Raw genomic sequence first — 17,210 nt, forward strand, 5'->3', positions numbered from 1 at the left:
GCGTCCGGGTCGCGTCGGGCCGGGCCTTCGCACGTTGCACGGGAGCGGACGCGGAAGCGGACGTGGGGCCGGGCTGCGCCGAGAAACCTTCGGGCACGCCCGTACTGACGACGAGCGGACGGTCGGCGAGGAGCCGGCGCGCGCGCTGGACGGCGGTGACGGGGGCGGAGGTCCGCCCGACCGCCGGTCGGGACTGAGCGTCCCCGAGGGGCGCGGTGGGCCCCGCCGGGCCCGTCGTCCTTCCGCCGGTACGAGCCATCTGGACCAGCGGGATCGGCAGGCTCGGCGGGGTCGGCGGATCCGAAGGCCGCTGAGACGAGCTGGAGACCGGGGTTACGGAAGTTCCCGCCGGGACCGCCGGGGCGTCGCCCGGGTGCGCCACGTCACGCTGGACGGAGCTGCGGTCCGTGGGCGTGGCCGGCCGCCGCTCGGGGCGAGCGGTCGGGGCGGGGCCGCCGAGCAGGGGCGCCGCAGGGGTGGCCGTCGGGGGGAGCTCTCGCAGCGGGGCACCGAGACCGGAACGCGTCGTGGGCCTCGGACCGGTCGTCGCGTCGGCCTCCGTCACGCGCCTCATGACGGGCAGCGGTGGTGCCTCGCTCGCCCGCGCGGGAGCCGGGGCCGTCGGGTTCGTGAGGTCCGTACGCCGTGCCGTGACCGGGAGTTCGGCGAGCGGTTCGCCCAGGCCGGGCCGTGCGGCGGGCGTACGGGGGCTCCGGTCCGCCCTCGCGGGCGGTGCCGACTCCTCTCGTACGGAACTCTTCTCGGGGTCCGGCTTGGGCGCCCGGTCGGCGGTCGTGGCCGGTGCGCTCGGCGGTACCACGGCGAGCACGCGCGGTGCGACCGCCGGGCGCCTGGCCACGACCAACGACGTGCCGACCGGGCGTGGCCGGACAGGTGCCGGCCGGGTCCGCCGGGGGGTGGCGGACGATTCGGGGGTCCCGGGGGCCCGCTCCGTAGCGGTCGATCCCGCGGGGTCGCCGGAGGGGTCCGGGCGCGACCCGACGACGGGCAGGACGGTGGGCCCGTTCGCATCGGGCCGGGCCGGTGCGGCCGGCTCCGTGCGCCGGAGGATCGTCGGCATGCCGGTGCCGGTACCGAGGGTCCGGGCCGCGGCTGAAGGATGGCGCGGCAGCGGGCCGGCGTCTGCGGCCGAGGCGTCGGGCGTGGCCGCGTCGCCGTTGGGAGTGACCGCTGCCTTCGGCGCGGCCGAGGCTTTCGGCGTGGCCAAGGCGTCGGGCGTGGCCAAGGCGTCGGGCACAGCCCGCCGGTGAGGCGTGGCCGAGGTGCCGGGGCCGGCCGAGGCGGTGGGCGTGGCCGCGTCTCGGCCGGGCCCGGCCGGCCTGTGAGGAGTGGCCGGGTCGCTGCGCGTGCCCGACCTGGCTGACGTGGCCGAAGCGTCGCGCCCGGCCGAGTCGCTGCGCGCACCCGGCCCGTTGGACGCGGTCGAGGTGTGAGGCGTGGCCGGCTTCATCGGCGTGGCCGAAGCGCTCGGTGCGGCGGTCGCGGAGTTCTTGGGCGCCCCGGTCGTCGCGGGGGTGGCCGGGGACGGACCCGTACCGGGCTCGGCTCCCGTCCGCCGGGAGACGACCAGCGGGTCGGTCGCCGCCGCCGTGGAGCCGCTTCCACTCGCGTCCACCGTCCGCCGCGACACCGTCAGCCCGTCGGACGCCCCGGAATCCGCGCCCAGCACAGGCGCGGCGGCCGACGACCCACCCTCCGCCGCGTGCCCGGAAGCCGACGCCGCCCGCCGGGGGGCGGCGGGCGGCGTCGGGGTACCGGGCTCGGCTCCCGTCCGCCGGGAGACGACCAGCGGGTCGGCGGTCTCGGACCGCTCCGGGCTCCGCGCGGGTACGGCCGCGGGAGCCGGTGTCCCGGTTCGCCGCTGGACCGCGTGCTGGGGACCCTGCGACGGCGTCGCCGACCCCGGCTGGACGTGCGTCCCGGTGTCGGCGTCGGCGTCGGCGTCCCGCACCGCGCGCAGCAGGAGCGGGCCGCCGCCCTCGACCGTGGTCGTACGCGGGCCGGTGGCGGGACGGGCGACGCCGTGGATCAGGCCGACGGGCGCGGACGGCATGAGGCCGTGACCGAGTCCCGAGGTGAACGTGGGGTTCTGCCAGGCTGCGAGGCCCGAGCGGAAGCGCAGTCCGTCGCTGACGCCCAGGGCCGAGCGCGCGATCGTGACCGACGGCGGGGCCACCTCGCGCCAGCCGCCGTCCCAGTCCGGGCGCCCGGCCGGCACCTCCGGCGCGGCGGCCGTGTCGTGCGGCTCGGGCGCGGCGGGCGCCTGCGCGCCGCCGCCCCGTCGGAACCTGTCCCAGAAGCCCATGCCCTCACCTCACCCGCCCTCGTTCACCCGTGTGTTGATCCGCGCTATCTCCCGCACCCACTGCTGTCGCTCGGCGTGGGTGAGGTCGAGGATGTCCTCGCGCTGCCAGTGGAAGTGGTAGGCGACGTACGCGATCTCCTCCCGCAGCCGGGGAAGGGCGTACGTCACGATTCCCCCAGGCGCCCGCCCGAGAGGTCCACCTCGAAGTCGCCCTGGCAGTGGGGGCAGGTCACCGCGGCGTGCGTGTGCCCCTCGCTGTTGATCCGCCGGTAGAAGTCCTGGAGGAAGGCGACGTCGGTCGCGTACATCCGCTCGACGACTCCGGCGTGGACGTCGGTGATCGTGCCGAGCGTGGTGATCACCTGGCTGAGCAGGACCACGCTCAGGTACGCCGGGTTCTCCTTCACCCGCAGGTCGATCTGCGGACGCAGCTCGTCCCGGGCGGTCGCGAGCCGCATGGTGCCGGTGCGGTGGACCGTGCCCTCGTCGTCGACGTACCCGCGGGGCAGCTCGAAGGTGAACTCGGTCTGGAGTTGGTCGCGTTGCCGCGCCGCCGGCGGGGGCGGGGCCGCCGCCGGGGCCGGGGCGGCCGCCGGAGTGGCGGCCGCCGCGCGCTCGGCGGACGAGGCGGCTTCGAGGAGTTCTTCGAGGCCGCCCGAGGTGACCGTCCTGCGCCTCATTCGATCACGATCTCCTCGAAGGTGATGGTCACCGTCTCGGTGGCGGCGCTGGACTCGCCGGCCTTGAGCGAGGGCCCTTCCCACTTGCTCGCCCAGCCCTGCAGGAGCTGGATGCGGCGGACGGTCTCGCCGGCGGCGTCCTTGACCTCGATCGTGAGGTTCTGCCGGGCCGAGTCGACCGCGCCGTTCTCCAGCGTCTCCTTGACCCACTTGGTGAACTCGGTGCTCTTGTCCATGCCGCGGGTGATCGTCACCTCGCCGGCCTGGCGCGCGCCCGGCTGCTTGCGGATGAGCAGCTTGCCGTCGGGGGTCACCTGGCGGACCTCGACCACGTCCTCCTCGTACGACAGGCCGCTGATCTCCTGGATCGACTCGACCATGTAGCCGCCCAGCTGCACGCCGAAGACATGAGTGGAAAGAGCGTCGCCCTTTGCCATGACTGCTTTCACCTTTTCCTGTTACTCGTTGACGAGGCTGGTGCTGTCGGAGAACTGCGAGAGCCGGAAGATCACGAACTCGGCGGGCTTGACGGGTGCGACGCCGATCTCGCACACCACCTGGCCGAGGTCGACGGACTCCTGCGGATTGTTCTCGCGGTCGCACTTGACGTAGAACGCCTCCGCCGCCGTCCGACCGAAGAGCGCGCCCCGACGCCACTCCTCGGTGAGGAAGGCGGTGACGTTCCGCCGGATGCTCGCCCACAGCCGGTCGTCGTTCGGCTCGAAGACCACCCACTGGGTGCCCAGGAGGATGGACTCCTCCAGGTAGTTGAAGAGCCGGCGGACGTTGAGGTAGCGCCAGGCCGGGTCCGAAGACAGGGTGCGGGCGCCCCAGATGCGGATGCCCCGGCCCGGGAACGCGCGGACGCAGTTGACGCCGATCGGGTTGAGCAGGTCCTGCTCGCCCTTGGTGAGCCGGACGTCCAGGTCGACGGCGCCGCGGATGACCTCGTTCGCCGGGGCCTTGTGCACACCGCGCTCGCCGTCGCTGCGCGCCCAGACACCCGCGACATGGCCGCTGGGCGGCACGGTCGTGTTGCGGCCGGTGGCCGGGTCGAAGACCGAGATCCAGGGGTAGTACAGGGTGGCGTAGCGGGAGTCGTAACCGGCCTCGTCCTGGCGCCAGGTACGGATCTGCTGCGCGTTCATGCTCGGCGGGGAGTCGAGGACCGCGACGCGGTCGCCCATCTGCTCGCAGTGGGAGATGACCGCGAGCTGGACGGTCCTGACACCCTCGGCGTCGATCTCGCCGCGCTGGTGGGCGCCCATCAGGTCGGGTACGGCGACCATGGTGATCTCGTCGATGGCCTCCAGACCGGCGAAGCCGGTGCGGGCGGCGGAGTCGCCGACGTACTCGGTGGGGTCGATCCGCGCGACGCCGCCCGGGGCCGTGGCCGCCGGGGTCGCGGCGGGGGCGGCCGCCAGCGTGACGGTCTGCTTCTCGGGACGGGTCTGCGCCGTGCCGGGCTGCTCGGCGACCTCGATGAGCTTCGACTCGCGTACCTGGTTGAGCAGATAGCCCTTGACGTTCTTGCGGACGGAGGCGTCGTACGTCTCCACCACCTTGCCGCCCTGGCGGACCAGCAGTCTGAACTTGTCCTCCGGCGGGTTCTCGCCGTCGGCGTCGGCGATCTCGACGGAGACGTCCGCTCCGGCGCCGGGGCGGGCCGAGAGCAGGAAGCCGCCGAGCGCGGTGGGCCGGGGCGCCTGGAGGGCGGCGGAGCGGCCGTCGTCGGCCTGGTCGGCCGCCGGGCCGCCGACGCGGACGACGTACGCCGTGCCACCGCCGTTGGCGAAGTAGCCGTAGACGGCGTGGGCGAGGTAGGTGCCGGTCGTGAAGCCGCCGAACGTCTGGACGTACTGGTCCCAGTTGGTCACCAACGTCGGCCGGTGAAAGGGCCCCTGCTCCGCGAAGCCGACGAAGGCGGCGACCGCGGTGCCGACTCCTTCGATCGGCCGCGCACCGGACTGCACCTCCTCCACATACACGCCCGGGGTGAGGTACGACGGCATACTCGCTCCTTCAAGTGGCCACTGGGTCACCACCGAGTCTCATCGCCCCGACATGCCTGGTCATAGGCCCCCAGGTCCCCGGCGGAGGGCAACGGCTCTGCCTGAACGGGCAGGTCGGAGGGGGCGAACCGGCAGGCCGGCCCGCCGGTCGCCCCCGTCCGGCGCTGGTCCCGTCCGCCGCTCCGCCGGTCGCCCCTCGTCCGGCCCTGGTCCCGTCCGCCGCTCCGCCGGTCGCCCCTCGTCCGGCCCTGGTCCCGTCCGCCGGCCCGCCGGTCGCCCCTCGTCCGGCCCTGGTCCCGTCCCGTCGGGCCGCCGCCGGTCAGCCCGCCGTCAGGGCCTGTCCGCTCCGCAGCCAGGGGCCGAACTCGCTCTCCAGGACCAGGCGCCCGAGCTTGCGGTACTCCTGCAGCACGGCGGAGACGAGCTGGGACATGCCGAGCGGCCGGCCCGCCTCGGCCGCGAGGTAGGCCGCCGTCACCGCGCAGGCGCGGATCGAGCCGCCCGCGAGCTCGAAGCGGTCGGCGCAGAACGGCAGGTCGAGGTCGTCGCCCCGGGGCATCTCGGGGCCCAGGCAGCGGTCCCACAGCGCCAGCCGCTCCCGCGCGTCGGGCATGGGGAAGTCGGCGATCACGTCGATGCGGCGGGTGAACGCCTCGTCCAGGTTGGCCCGGAGGTTGGTGGTGAGGACCGCGATGCCGTCGAAGGACTCCATGCGCTGGAGCAGGTACGCCGACTCGACGTTGGCATGGCGGTCGTGCGCGTCCTTCACCTCGGAACGCTTGCCGAAGATCGCGTCCGCCTCGTCGAAGAGCAGGACTCCGTTGATGTCCGAGGCCTCGACGAAGATCCGCTCCAGGTTCTTCTCCGTCTCGCCGACGTACTTGTCGACGACCGTGGAAAGGTCCACCACGTAGAGCTCCATGCCCAGTTCGGCGGCCACGACCTCCGCGGACATCGTCTTGCCCGTACCGGACTCGCCGGCGAACAGGGCGATCACGCCGCGTCCGCGCCCGCCGCCGGGACGCATCCGCCAGCGGCCGAGCACCTGGTCACGATGGCGGGCGCGCAGGGCGAGTTCACCGAGCTGGCGACGGGTGGGCGGGGGCAGGACGAGGTCGTCCCAGCCGACGGCGGGGTCGATGCGACGGGCGAGGCGTTCGAGGCCCGCGCCGTTCTGGGCACGTACGGCGGTCCGCAGGTCCTGCGGTACGACGGGCCGCCGCTGCGCGACCGCCGTGCGGACGGCGACCGTCGCGGCCTTGCGTACCTGCTCGGCGTCGAGGCGGTACGAGGCGACGGCCGCGTCGAGTGCGTCGTCGTCCGGAAGGGTTACGGGAGCCGAGTGCGGGACCTCGGCCCCGGAGGCCCCGGAGGGCGCGGAGGCCCCGGAGACCGCGGAGACCCCGGAGACCCCGGAGACCCCGGAGACCCCGGAGACCCCGGAGACCGCGGAGACCCCGGAGACCCCGGAGACCCCGGAGACCCCGGAGACCGCGGAGGGTACAGAGGTCCGGGAGACCGCGGAGGGTACAGAGGCGGCCGCCGCGTCCGTCAGGGCCTGGCGCCACTGCGCCGCCCTGCGTCCGGGGGCGGGCGGGCCGACGGTGAAGGGGACCGGGCTGTGCCGGGACCAGAGCGGGTCCCAGTTCTTCGAACCGTGGGTGATCAGCGGGAGACCCGCCGCGGCGGCGCACAGGTCGCGCAACCAGCGGGCCCGCTCCGGGCGTTCGGGTTCGAGGGCTTCGAGCGGTCCGACGACGATGCCACCGCCGGAGAGCCGGGCCTCGGTCGCGAGGAGCCGCGGCAGGCGGGCCGCCTCGGGGTCCGTGGTGAGCGCGGCGACGTCGAGGACCAGAGGCCGGCGGCCCGCGGCGGTGAGCGCCTCGACGGCGGCCCGGCCGGCGTCGCCGCCCCGGGCCTGGAGGTGGACCGGGCCGGTGCCGGGGGCGGCTGCCGCCGCCACGCGCAGCACCGTCTCGTCGTACGGCCCCGGGGCGTACGCGCCCGTGTCGACCAGTCCCGCGAGCCTGCCGTCGGGCTCGTCGTTGCCGAGCAGATGTGCGGCGACCCGGTCGGGGACGCGCAGGGTGCGCGAGAGGAGCGGACGGTCGGGTTCCGTGATCTCAAGGAGACCGCCGCGCACCAGGGGCGCGGCCGTGGAGAAACGGAACCGCCCCGGGCCGGCGACGGGTTCCCCGCTCAGTTCGAGGGCGAGGCCGATGGTCGGGCGCCGCCGGGTGAGGTCGTCGTTGAGGTAGCCGTAGAGCGCCTCGAATCGGGCGTCGACATCGGGGACGAGGGCGACGAGCAGCAACTCCTCGTCCAGCGGGAGGAGTCCGAAGTCCTCGGCGAGGCGGCGCAGCCGGGACCCGGGGGATACCGGGGGCGCGTCCGCCGGAGCGGCGGCGGGGTCCGTACCCGGGTGGTAGGCGGCCGGGGCGCGGAGAAGCCGCTCCGCGCCCTCCGGGGTGAGGTACTGGCCCCGGTACGGGTCGTCCGGTGCCGGGTCGGTCGCGTGGCGGGACGCCACCGCGTCGCGGACCCGCAGTTCGACCCGGGCCAGCCGCTCCCAGAGGTGGGCGAGCCCGGCCGGATCCCCGGCCCCTCCTCCGGCCCCGTCCTCCCCGACGTCCGTCTCCACGTCCACGTCCGCCTCCGCCTCCGCCACCGCGTACGTCCGTACGTCGTCCTGGATCACCGGACGGGCCCCCGGTGGCGGCGAGTCGGCTGGGGTCTGTCGCGCGGGATGGCGAAGCCCTGCGGACCGGGGTCGCCGGCACCGTCGTAGCGCAGGCGCCGGCCGGGGCCCGACGGTGTGTCGTCGGCCGCGGGGGTGACGCGTACTTCCATCCCCTCGGTGACCGGCGGCGCGGCGTCGATGAGCTCGCCCGCCAGCGGAGCCAGGACCCTGAGGTCGATCGCGGCCTTCAGCTCGCCGCCGAGGGCGGACCAGACGTCTCCGGCCGACCGGCCCTGCGTGCCGCCGCCGGCCACCTCGATGGGGACGGCGAGGCCCAGCTCGGCCAGGGTGCCGGTGCGCAGCCGGGCGGGCAGCACGTCCGTGCGGGCCATGCACCGCAGCACCTCGGAGAGCAGCCGGTGCTCGTCCTGGGGCCGGTTGGTCCAGGCCGTGACCAGGTAGGTGAGGTCGAACCAGCGCGGCGGGGTGCGGTACGCCACGATCCGCCCGGTGTCGTCGTACTCCTCGAGCCTGCCGGTCCGGCGCCGTTCGACGTCCTCCCTGATGTCGTAGAGGAAGACGCTGACGGTCGGGGCGTTGCGGCGCGCCGCCCACTCACGGGTGGGCGGGTCGAAGACCAGGTCGACCCCGCTCTCGGTCAGGCCGGACTGGGTGAGCAGCAGGCGCAGCCCCTCGTCGACTTCGTGGATCACCGGCGCGCCACCTCGTCGGGCGGGGCGACGTTGCCGGTGACGACCAGGAAGGGTGTGGTGACCGGCGAGAACCCGGCGCCCTTGGCGGTGATCGTGCGCGGTCCCGTCTCGTCCTTGGCGAGGATCAGGAGCTGGGCGATGAACGTTCCGTCCGCCTTGGGGACGGTGGGCACGGCCGCGGCGGTGATGCCCGGCTTCCAGCTCAGCGTGACGGGGGTGCCGGGCGGGAAGTCCTTGCCGCGCACGGAGGTCACGAAGCCGGGCTTGCCGACGGCCGGTAGGGCCACGATCTTCGGCTGGAGGATCCGGATCCGCAGCCGGTCGGCGTTGTCGGACGCGTCGGCGTCGGTGCCGGAGGTGGTGATCCGGCCGTCGGCGGTGGCTGTGATCGCCTTGTCCGGGTACAGGACGATCGTGACGACGGTGGAGGCTCCGGGCGCGAGGTCGCCGAGGGCGCACACGCCGTCGACGCACCCGGCGGGGGCCTTCCCCGCCGGGATGCCGCGGGGGAGACCGAGCCGCAGGGAGATACCGGTGGCCAGCGCCTCACGGCCGTTGCGGACGGTGTACGTGAGGACCACGCGGCCTCCGACGTACCCCGGTTCGGGCTGGGCGGTGAGGGTCAGCGCGGGGCCTGCCTCGGGCGCGGGCGGCGGCGGGACGGGCCTCGGCGGGGTCGGCGTGGGTATCGGCGTCGGCGTCGGTGTGGACGGGGTCGGGGTCGGCGTCGGGGGCGCCGGGGCGTCGTCGACGGGGACGAGGGTCCGGGTGGCGTTGTCGGACGGGCTGCGGTCGATCACGGCGCCGGTGACGGACCAGTCGATCAGCTGGTCGCCGGGGGTCACGCCGGTCAGCCGCACGAGGACGGTGACGCTCTCCCCCGGGGCGAGGACGCCGAGGTCGCACTGCGGGGACCCGGGCTCGCACCGCCCCTTCGACGGGGTCAGCGCGTCGAGGCGTACGCCGGGCGGAACGGCCGCGGTGAAGGTCGTGCCGGGCGCGGCGGAGGGCCCCTGGTTGGTGACGGTCACGGTCACCGTGCCGGTCTCGCCCTCGGTCACCGGGTCCGCGGCGGGCGGCGCGGTGACCGTCAGGTTCACGGACTGCTGGTACGCGGGCTCCTTCTGGCGGCCCGGAAGGGCACCGGTCAGGGACGTGACGGCGCCGGTGGCGAGCTCGACGGTGGACAGGGCCTCCGGCGAGTTGGGCGCCAGGGCGCGGCGGGAGCTGAACACGAGCCGGCTCGCGTCCGGGGACCAGGCCACGTCACGCGGCTGGAAGGGGCCGGTGGCGGAGGTGTCGGGGACCTCCCGCCGACATGCGTCGGAATCGCCGCTCCGGCCCGTCGGCAGAAGGACCTGGCAGCGGCCGTCGGTGAGGTCGGTCATGAGGACGCTGTTGCGCGCGTTGACCCGGCCGCCCCCGTCCTTGCGGTTGAAGGCGAGGCGCTTGCCGTCGGGCGAGAACGCGGGGCTGTCGTCGATGACCTGGCAGTTGCCGGGGCAGAGTTCGGCGCTCAGGTTCCGCTGTTGGTCGAGAGCCTTCACGGGCACGGTCCAGATGTGCTTGTTGCCGCCCACGCCGTCGATGACCTGGTTGCGGGTGAAGGCGAGGGTCGTGCCGTCCGAGGACCAGGTCGGCTGGGCGTCGCCGCCGTTCTGTCCGGCGGGCGGGCGTACTTCGCCGACGAGTGCGCCGGTCGTGGCGTTCGCGACGAGGATACGGCCGGGGCCGGAGGCCGTGCCGACGCCGCCGGGCGAGGTGCGGGTGAAGGCGAGAAGTCTGCCGTCGGGCGAGAAGGCGGGGTCGGTGTCCCAGTCCTTCTCGCCCCGTCCGGCGAGCGGTACGAGGGCGGGGTCGGTGCCGTCGGCGTCGGTGAGCCAGATCTGTTCGGTCCGGCCGGTCTCGGAGTCGCCCCGGAAGCGGGACACGACGATCCGCCGGCCGTCGGGGGTGTAGCTCTGCCGCTGGGTCCACGGGTCGTAGCCCTTGGCCGGGTTGAAGAGCGGGTCGGCCGCCGGATCGGTGGTGGTCCGTGCGGCGGGGTCCTCAAGGAGGATCTTGACGCCGAGGTCGCGCGGGTCGGAGCCGTCGGGCCGTACGTCCTGGAGGTACGCGTGGTTGCGGGCCTCGGCGGTGGTGCGGGTGACGACGACGGAGCCGCCGTTCTGCGGGCCGAGCCAGGTCGGGGAGTCGACGGCACGGTCCTCGTAGAGCACGGCCTCCGCCCTGGTGGTGGAGTGGGCGACGGCCCGGTAGACGGTGTCGTACGGGTTGGTGCAGCCGCAGGGGCCGTTGATGCTGAGGAAGAGGAGGGTGTCGCCGTCGGGCTGCCAGGCGGCGGCCCGGGTGTTCCAGCCCGCCTGTTCCCCGGAGAGGAGCGGGCCGTCCGCGCCCCGGCCTGCGGTGACGCGCAGCCGGGAGCCGGTCTCCTGACCGCCGGGGGCGAGGGTGAGGGTGTAGGCGACGAGGTCGCGGTTGACGGTGTCGTCGACGGGGTTCCAGGCGGGGTCGTCGGCTTCGCCTGCCGGACCGTCGCTGATCCGCTCGGATGCTCCGCCGGCCAGCTGACGGCGGTGGATCTGCCGTCCGCGCAGGGGGTCGGCGTCGGTCGCGTACGCGATCCTCGCGCCGTCCGGCGAGACGGTGGGAGCGGTCTCGTTGGCGGGGGTCTCGGTGAGGCGGCGGGCCCCGGACCCGTCCGTACCCACGATCCACAGGTCGCGCTGGGTGCCGCCGATGCCGGGTTCGGCGGAGTCGAACACCACGGACCGTCCGTCCGGGGTGAGTTCGGGGTTGGCCGCGTCGCGGTCGGAGGTCAGCTTGTGGATGCCCCCGGCGGCGTCCCGCAGGTACACCTGGGGACGGGTGCCGTCGCGCAGGCTGGTGAAGACGACCTGGTCCCCGCGGGCAGAGGCCTCGGTGTCGTAGTGGGCCGGGCCCTTGCCGAGCAGCGGTTCACTCGTGGCCGGGTTGCCGGTGACGCGCCCCATGGAGCGGTGCTCGGTGCCCGCGAAGGCGATGCGGCCGGTCTCGTCGGCGGCCGCCGCCGCGCGGGCGGGCGCGGCGGCGGGGGTGGCGGCACGGGGTGAACTCACCGCGAGCAGGGGCACGATCAGCGCCACGGCGACGGGCAGTCTGCCCAGCCTGATACGGCCCAGCGGGCCGGGGGTGCCGATCACGTCCACCTCACAGTCTGGGAGCGGTTCACCGTCGTCGAGCGTCACAGCCCGGCTCGGGCGGTGCCAGGGCGCGAGTACCCGTGCCGGGGGAAGCGTCCGCTGCTCTTTCGGGCATTCATATGAGTCCGTGCCGCATCGCGTAGCCGACCGCGTGGGCGCGGTTGCGCAGTTGGAGCCGGGTGGTGACCTCGTGCAGCACGTTCTTGACGGTCCGTTCGGAGTACGAGGTCTTCTGCGCGATCTCCACGGTGTCGAAGCCCTCGGACACCAGCCGGAGCATGTCGGCCTCACGTGTCGTCAGCGTGGAGAGGGTGAGCCCGCGCGGGTCGAGGACCGTCCGCTGGAGGCTGCTGACATGGGCGAGCAGCTTGCCCAGCAGGTCGCCGGGGAGGACGCCCTCCCCCTTGGCCAGCGCCGTCACCAGGTGCACGAGGCGGTCCTGGTCGGCCTCGGCGCGGCGCAGTACGGCGGCGACCGAGCATTCGATCACCGTCTGGAGCGCGCCTGCCTCGAACCGTCCGACGACGAGCCCGGTGCTCGTGGCGGTGTTGCGCTGGAGGCGGCGCAGCAGTTGCACGGTGGAGTCGTCGACCGTGTCCACCACCACCAGGGTGGCCCTGGCCCGGTCGGCGTCCGCCTCGGCCAGCAGCTCCACCTCGGGGCGTCTGCGCAGTTGTTCGGCGATTCCCGCCTGGAGGATCAGGTCTTCGGCGTAGACCGAGACCGACACCCTGGAATTGCACTGATCGCTGTTCGTCACGTTCGTCCCACCCGATTCATGTTTCGTCCCACCCGTTTCATGGTCGTCCGCCGGCCGGCGGGTCTACGGCCGGCGGGTGTTCAGATGTGGCGCGTGGCCGTGCGGCGTTGGTCCGCGGGGGCATCCGGGCTGCCCGGTCGTTGGCCCCGACGCCCCTGGAGAAGGGCACGTCGGCGGCCTAGGTTCCCTGCGTGACCACTTCTGCCGAACTCGAAATGCCGACCGTGACGGTCTCGCCCGGCGGCGAGGCGACGACCACCCTGAACGTCCGCAACGACAGCGACATCGTCGAGGCGTACACGTTCACGGTGGTCGGCGAGTGCGCCGCGTGGAGCACCGTCGAGCCGGCCCGTGTCTCGCTCTATCCCGGCACCTCCGAGACGGTGACGGTGCGGCTGGCCCCGCCGCGCTCCCCCGAGGTCCGCGCCGGCGAGAAGCCGCTCGGTGTGCGGGTCCTGCCCGTGGAGCATCCGGAGAACGTGACGGTCCCGGAGACCACGGTGCGTGTGGGGGCCTTCCGGGAGGTTCGTCAGGAGCTCGCACCCCGTCGGCGGCGCGGCTGGCGCGGAGCGCGCTACCGGATCGCCCTGCGGAACCAGGGGAACACGCCCGTGTCGCTCGCTCTCTCCGGCCGGCAGGCCGGGGAGGAGCTGAGCCTGCGCACCACTCCGCAGCGGAAGCGTCTTGAGCCCGGCGAGTCCGCCGAGGTCGCGCTGAAGGCGGGGGTCCGGCCGCTGATCTGGTTCGGCGAGCCGGTGAGCCACCCCTTCGAGATCGAGGTGGCGGAGGCGGTCGAGGCGGTCGAGGCCGGTGCGGACGCGCCGGGGATCGCCAAGACCTCGGGGTCCGCGCAGAGTTCGTGGAGCCCGGAGAGCGGCGGTGAGCCCGCCGTGTCGGGCGTCGTCGAGGGCGAGTTCGTCCAGCTTCCGGTCCTGCCGAAGTGGCTGCTGATTCTGCTCGCGGTGCTGATGGCGCTGCTGGTCGCCTGGTTCGCCCTGGTCACGCCGGCGGTGCGCAGCGCCGCGAAGGAGGCCGCGACCACCGCGCAGAAGGAGGAGGCCGCGAAGCAGCAGGAGGCGGCCGAGAAGCAGAAGGCGCAGGCCAAGCCGGGCGACGAGACCGGAGGGCAGGACCAGGGTTCCGGCGGTGGGCAGGGCGACGGCGGGTCCGGTACGGGCCGTGCCGGATCCGGTCCCGGTCAGCAGAGTTCGGCCACCATCGACGTCCAGACGGGCGCGGGCGGCAAGAAGGCGGGGACGTATCAGGTGCCCCCGGGGAAGGTGTTCGGGGTCACCGACATGGTCGTGGCGAACTTCCAGGGTGACGAGGGTGTCATCACGATCTCGTTCGGGGAGCGGAAGATCACCACGATCGCGCTGGAGACTTTCCGGAATCAGGACTACCACTGGGTCACCCCCATCGAAATCCCCGAGAACTCGACCGTGACCGCGGAAGTGACCTGCGCGAAGCCGGGTACTCCGGCAACCGGGCGGCAGGCGTCCGGCTGCCACGCCGTGCTGAATGTCAGTGGTGTGCTCCGCGACCTGCGGCCGTGAAGCGGAACGTAAACACATCTTTGTTCTCGGTTTCGTGAACGGGAAGACCGGACTGATGGGTTCGTCCTGAACCCATCGCCTCTGCCGGTCTTCTGTTGTCCGCGTCGGGGAACGGCGTGACCAGTCCTGATCGTTGGCCACGACCCGATTCTCTGAGAGCGGTTTCAGGGGCAGGGTAGGCAGGGTCCAGTGCCGAAAAAGTGACGTTCCGCTTCAGCACGGCTCCGGCGGCGCGAGCGGGTCCCGCTCGGCGAGCCGCTCCCTGACCTGCTCGGCGTCGGGATGCCCCAGGTGCTCGAAGAGTTCCAGGGCTTCGCGCCAGGCGACGGTCGCGGCGACGGGGTCACCCGCGGCCGCGTGGCTGTCGCCCAGGTGCGCCAGGGTGTCGGCCTGCAGGCTGAGGTCCCCGATCTCGCGGTAGAGGGCGATCGCCCGCGCGTAGGCGTCGAGCGCCTCCGCGTGTTCACCGCGGTGGTGTCTGGCGTAGCCGACGCTGTCCCAGGCCGCGGCCTCGCCGTTCCGGTTCCCGTTCCGCCGGTGCAGGAGGACGGCTCTGCCGCAGTCGTCCAGCGCCTGTTCGTAGGCGCCGGTGAGGATGTGGGTCCAGCCGATCTCGTTGAGCACGGCCGCCGCACCCGTGCGGTGTCCGGAGGCCTCGTAGAGGGCGGACGCCAGCCGGTAGTGATCCAGCGCCCGCGCGTGCCGCCCCCGCGCGTTGCTGAGGAACGCCAGGTTGCGGTGGGCGGCCGCCTCTCCGTCCCGTTCGCCGGTGGCGGTGAAGCGGTCGAGCGCCTGCGAGAGCGTGTTGTGGGACTCCTTGTACAGTCCGAGCCTGCAGTACGCGAATCCCAGCGCGCGCAGGATGTACGCCTCGCCCGTGGTGTCGCCGGCCCGGCGGGCGGCGCGCAGGGCCCGTTCCTGGATGACCCGCTGCTCCTCCCAGCGACCGGCCCGGTCCAGGAAGAGTTCCAGCGTCGCGGCCAGCCGCCAGCAGAGACCTTCGCCGTCGTCGCCGTCCGCGGCGGCGGTCTCCACGGCCGCGAGCAGGACCTGGCGCTGCCGGTGCAGCCACTGCGCGGCCGATGTCTCGCCGGTCAGCTGCTCCGGTACCACGCCCTCCCCCGGGGGCGGCAGGGGAACCCGGTCCCGGTACGGGGCGAGGAGGGCGTCGGCCGCCCACGCGCTGTGCAGATGGTGCTCGACCAGCCGTCGCCGGGCCCGTGCCCGCTCCGCCTCGTCGTCCTGTTCCCGGCTCAGCTCCCCGGCGTACGCACGCAGCAGTTCGTGGCAGGAGTAGCGGCCCGGCGCCTCCTCCAGGAGCAGCTGGCTCTCCAGCAGTTCGGCGATCTGGCGGCGGGCCTCCCGTACCGGCACCCCCGCGAGACTCGCGGCGGCGGGAACGGAGAGTTCCGGCCCCGCGTGCGCTCCGCCGAGCAGCCGGAAGAGGCGGGCGGCGGGCGGGGTGAGAGCACGGTAGGACCAGGAGAAGACGCTCCGGGCGTCGGCGCTCGCGTCACTGCCGGAGAAGGAGTCCAGACTGCCACGGGTGGTGCGCAGTTCCGTGGCGATCGCCTCCAGGGCGAACCCGGGGTTGAGCAGGGCGCGGGCGCAGACGATCGCGAGGGCGAGCGGCAGGTGGCCGCAGAGCTCGACGATGTCCCCGGCGGCCTCGGGCTCGCTCGCGACCCGGTCCAGGCCGAGCCGCCGCGTCAGGAACTCGAAACCCTCCGCGCGGGAGAGCACGTCCAGACCGAGGAAGCGGACGGCGTGGGTGACGACGAGCCCGTCGAGGCGGTGGCGGCTGGTGATGAGGGTCAGACAGCCGGGGGTGCCGGGGAGCAGGGGCCTGACCTGCTCGGAGTCCCGGGCGTTGTCCAGCAGGATCAGCATGCGGCGGGGCGCGAGAAGGCTGCGGTAGAAGGCAGGGAGGGCCTGCGGGTTCTCCGGGACGCGCTGGGGCGGGATCCCGAGCGCCGAGAGCACCTCCCGCATGACGTCGGGCGCGCCGAGGGGGGCCATGGTGGGGTGGAAGCCACGGAGGTTCACGTAGAGCTGACCGTCCGGGAAGAGGTGCGCCACGCGGTGGGCCCAGTGCACGGCGAGCGTGGTCTTGCCCACGCCGGCCATGCCGCTGATCGCCGCGATCGCCGGCGCCACGCCGGATCCGGTGGCGCCCTCCGTGCCGTCGGTAGCCTCCAGCAGCTCCCGTGACAGGGCCAGTTCGGCCCGGCGCCCGGCGAAGGTGGGTATGTCGAAGGGGAGTTGGGCGGGCAGGAACGCGGGTGCGGGCGGCCGGGTCTCCGGTTCCGCCGCGTCGCCCCGCGGGTCCACGGCGCGGGCCACGACGGGCACGGTCTGCCGAAGGACGCGTTGGTGAGCGGCGCGCAGCTCAGGACCCGGATCGACGCCGAGCTCCGCCACGAGCCGGGAGCGGACGGACTGGTGGACGGCCAACGCCTCGGCCTGCCGTCCGAGGGCCGCGAGCGCGGTGACGAGCCTGGCGTGCAGCGCCTCGTCGAACGGGTAGTGGTGCGTGGCCTGTTCGAGCAGCGTCAGTACCCGCTCGACGTCGGCCTGCCGCGCCGCCGGGACGTGCTCGGTCGCCGGGGCGCGCTCCGTCGCCTGCGTGTGCCCGGCCACCAGGGCGAGGTCGGCGGCCTCCTTGACGGTGGCCAGGTACTCGTGGTTCAGCGCGGTGAAGAGGGGATGCGCGGCCACGCCCGTCGGCAGGCCCGCACCGGCGGGACCTCCCCACAGCCCGAGGGCGTCGACGAGGAGCGACACCGCCTTGTCGCGGTCGCCGTCCGCCGTGGCCCGGCCGGCGTCCTCGCGCAGGGACCGGAAGCGCAGCAGGTCCAGCTCCCCCGGTTCGACGCGCAGCCGGTAGCCGCCGGCCCCCCGAAGCAGGCGCCTCGCGGCCGTCCGGCTGGGCAGTTCGGGTTCCAGGAGCCTGCGCAGCGCCCCGACATGGCGGTGCACGACGTTGACCGCGCTGCCGGGCGGCTCCTCCCAGAGGGCATCGATCACCTCCTGGGGTGTGAGCAGTTCTCCCGCCCTCGCCAGCAGCAGCGCCAGCACGGCCTGCTGCTTCGGGGGCCCCAGGGCCAGTTCGGCGTCTCCCCGCCACACCCGCACCGGTCCCAGGATCCGGTAGTGCATCTGCCGCCTCACCTCTCGCTTTTCGCACCCGCGTTCGCTCACGTTAAGTGTCGGCGGAGGCGAACCCGTTAAGGCTGACCGCAGCGTGTTTCCGTCACGTAACCTGTGGCGATCCGGCCACCGAACGCGAACCGGGGCAGAG

10 protein-coding genes and 1 pseudogene are annotated in these 17,210 nt (G+C 73.9%); 1 reads left to right on the plus strand and 10 read right to left on the minus strand.

All coding sequences use genetic code 11. The features are described from left to right. From ACFUJR_RS08530 to ACFUJR_RS08570, 9 genes and pseudogenes are all read right to left on the minus strand, one after another. Window positions 1-2,326 (minus strand): annotated as a pseudogene (locus ACFUJR_RS08530) (hypothetical protein); the annotation flags it as partial. Between the two features lie 9 nt (window positions 2,327-2,335). Further along, window positions 2,336-2,494, minus strand: coding sequence for a DUF6760 family protein (locus ACFUJR_RS08535; protein WP_018492281.1), 159 nt, complete (start codon window positions 2,492-2,494; stop codon window positions 2,336-2,338). Next, window positions 2,491-3,006, minus strand: a complete 516-nt coding sequence (locus ACFUJR_RS08540) for a hypothetical protein (RefSeq protein ID WP_383178500.1) — start codon at window positions 3,004-3,006, stop codon at window positions 2,491-2,493. The genes ACFUJR_RS08535 and ACFUJR_RS08540 overlap by 4 nt, the downstream gene beginning before the upstream one ends. Further along, the gene (locus tag ACFUJR_RS08545) at window positions 3,003-3,443 is read right to left on the minus strand and encodes a phage tail protein (RefSeq protein ID WP_383178503.1); all 441 of its coding nucleotides are present in this window, start codon (window positions 3,441-3,443) and stop codon (window positions 3,003-3,005) included. Before ACFUJR_RS08545 ends, ACFUJR_RS08540 begins: the two co-directional genes overlap by 4 nt. Window positions 3,444-3,464: 21 nt before the next feature. Further along, the gene (locus ACFUJR_RS08550; RefSeq protein WP_383178506.1) at window positions 3,465-5,018 is read right to left on the minus strand and encodes a phage tail sheath family protein; all 1,554 of its coding nucleotides are present in this window, start codon (window positions 5,016-5,018) and stop codon (window positions 3,465-3,467) included. Window positions 5,019-5,337: 319 nt separating this feature from the next. Continuing rightward, entirely contained in the window at window positions 5,338-7,659 is a 2,322-nt protein-coding gene (locus ACFUJR_RS08555) for an ATP-binding protein (RefSeq protein WP_383178512.1), read from the minus strand. Window positions 7,660-7,712: 53 nt separating this feature from the next. After that, window positions 7,713-8,411: a DUF4255 domain-containing protein gene (locus ACFUJR_RS08560; protein WP_383178509.1), complete on the minus strand. Its 699-nt coding sequence runs from the start codon at window positions 8,409-8,411 to the stop codon at window positions 7,713-7,715. Further along, window positions 8,408-11,593 carry a hypothetical protein gene (locus ACFUJR_RS08565; protein WP_383450286.1) on the minus strand — a complete coding sequence of 1,062 codons (3,186 nt, stop codon included), beginning with the start codon at window positions 11,591-11,593 and terminating at the stop codon, window positions 8,408-8,410. The genes ACFUJR_RS08560 and ACFUJR_RS08565 overlap by 4 nt, the downstream gene beginning before the upstream one ends. Window positions 11,594-11,708: 115 nt before the next feature. Continuing rightward, window positions 11,709-12,353, minus strand: coding sequence for a response regulator transcription factor (locus ACFUJR_RS08570; protein ID WP_383174143.1), 645 nt, complete (start codon window positions 12,351-12,353; stop codon window positions 11,709-11,711). A 215-nt stretch (window positions 12,354-12,568) separates the two neighbouring features. Here ACFUJR_RS08570 and ACFUJR_RS08575 point away from each other — a divergent pair, with 215 nt between their 5' ends. After that, window positions 12,569-13,909, plus strand: coding sequence for a hydrolytic protein (locus tag ACFUJR_RS08575; protein ID WP_383174201.1), 1,341 nt, complete (start codon window positions 12,569-12,571; stop codon window positions 13,907-13,909). 213 nt (window positions 13,910-14,122) lie between these two features. On the opposite strand, the gene ACFUJR_RS08580 is transcribed toward ACFUJR_RS08575, so the two are convergent. After that, window positions 14,123-17,068, minus strand: a complete 2,946-nt coding sequence (locus ACFUJR_RS08580) for a BTAD domain-containing putative transcriptional regulator (protein WP_383174146.1) — start codon at window positions 17,066-17,068, stop codon at window positions 14,123-14,125. Between the last annotated feature and the right edge of the window lie 142 nt (window positions 17,069-17,210).

It is taken from the genome of Streptomyces sp. NPDC057271, from assembly GCF_042668715.1.
Taxonomy (GTDB): domain Bacteria; phylum Actinomycetota; class Actinomycetes; order Streptomycetales; family Streptomycetaceae; genus Streptomyces.

What these genes read in the sequence shown, in the direction of transcription:
- ACFUJR_RS08540 (WP_383178500.1), bottom strand. Translation starts at nt 3,006, where the DNA reads ATGAGGCGCAGGACGGTCACCTCGGGCGGCCTCGAAGAACTCCTCGAA.
- ACFUJR_RS08545 (WP_383178503.1), bottom strand. Translation starts at nt 3,443, where the DNA reads ATGGCAAAGGGCGACGCTCTTTCCACTCATGTCTTCGGCGTGCAGCTG.
- ACFUJR_RS08550 (WP_383178506.1), bottom strand. Translation starts at nt 5,018, where the DNA reads ATGCCGTCGTACCTCACCCCGGGCGTGTATGTGGAGGAGGTGCAGTCC.
- ACFUJR_RS08575 (WP_383174201.1), top strand. Translation starts at nt 12,569, where the DNA reads ATGCCGACCGTGACGGTCTCGCCCGGCGGCGAGGCGACGACCACCCTG.
- ACFUJR_RS08580 (WP_383174146.1), bottom strand. Translation starts at nt 17,068, where the DNA reads ATGCACTACCGGATCCTGGGACCGGTGCGGGTGTGGCGGGGAGACGCC.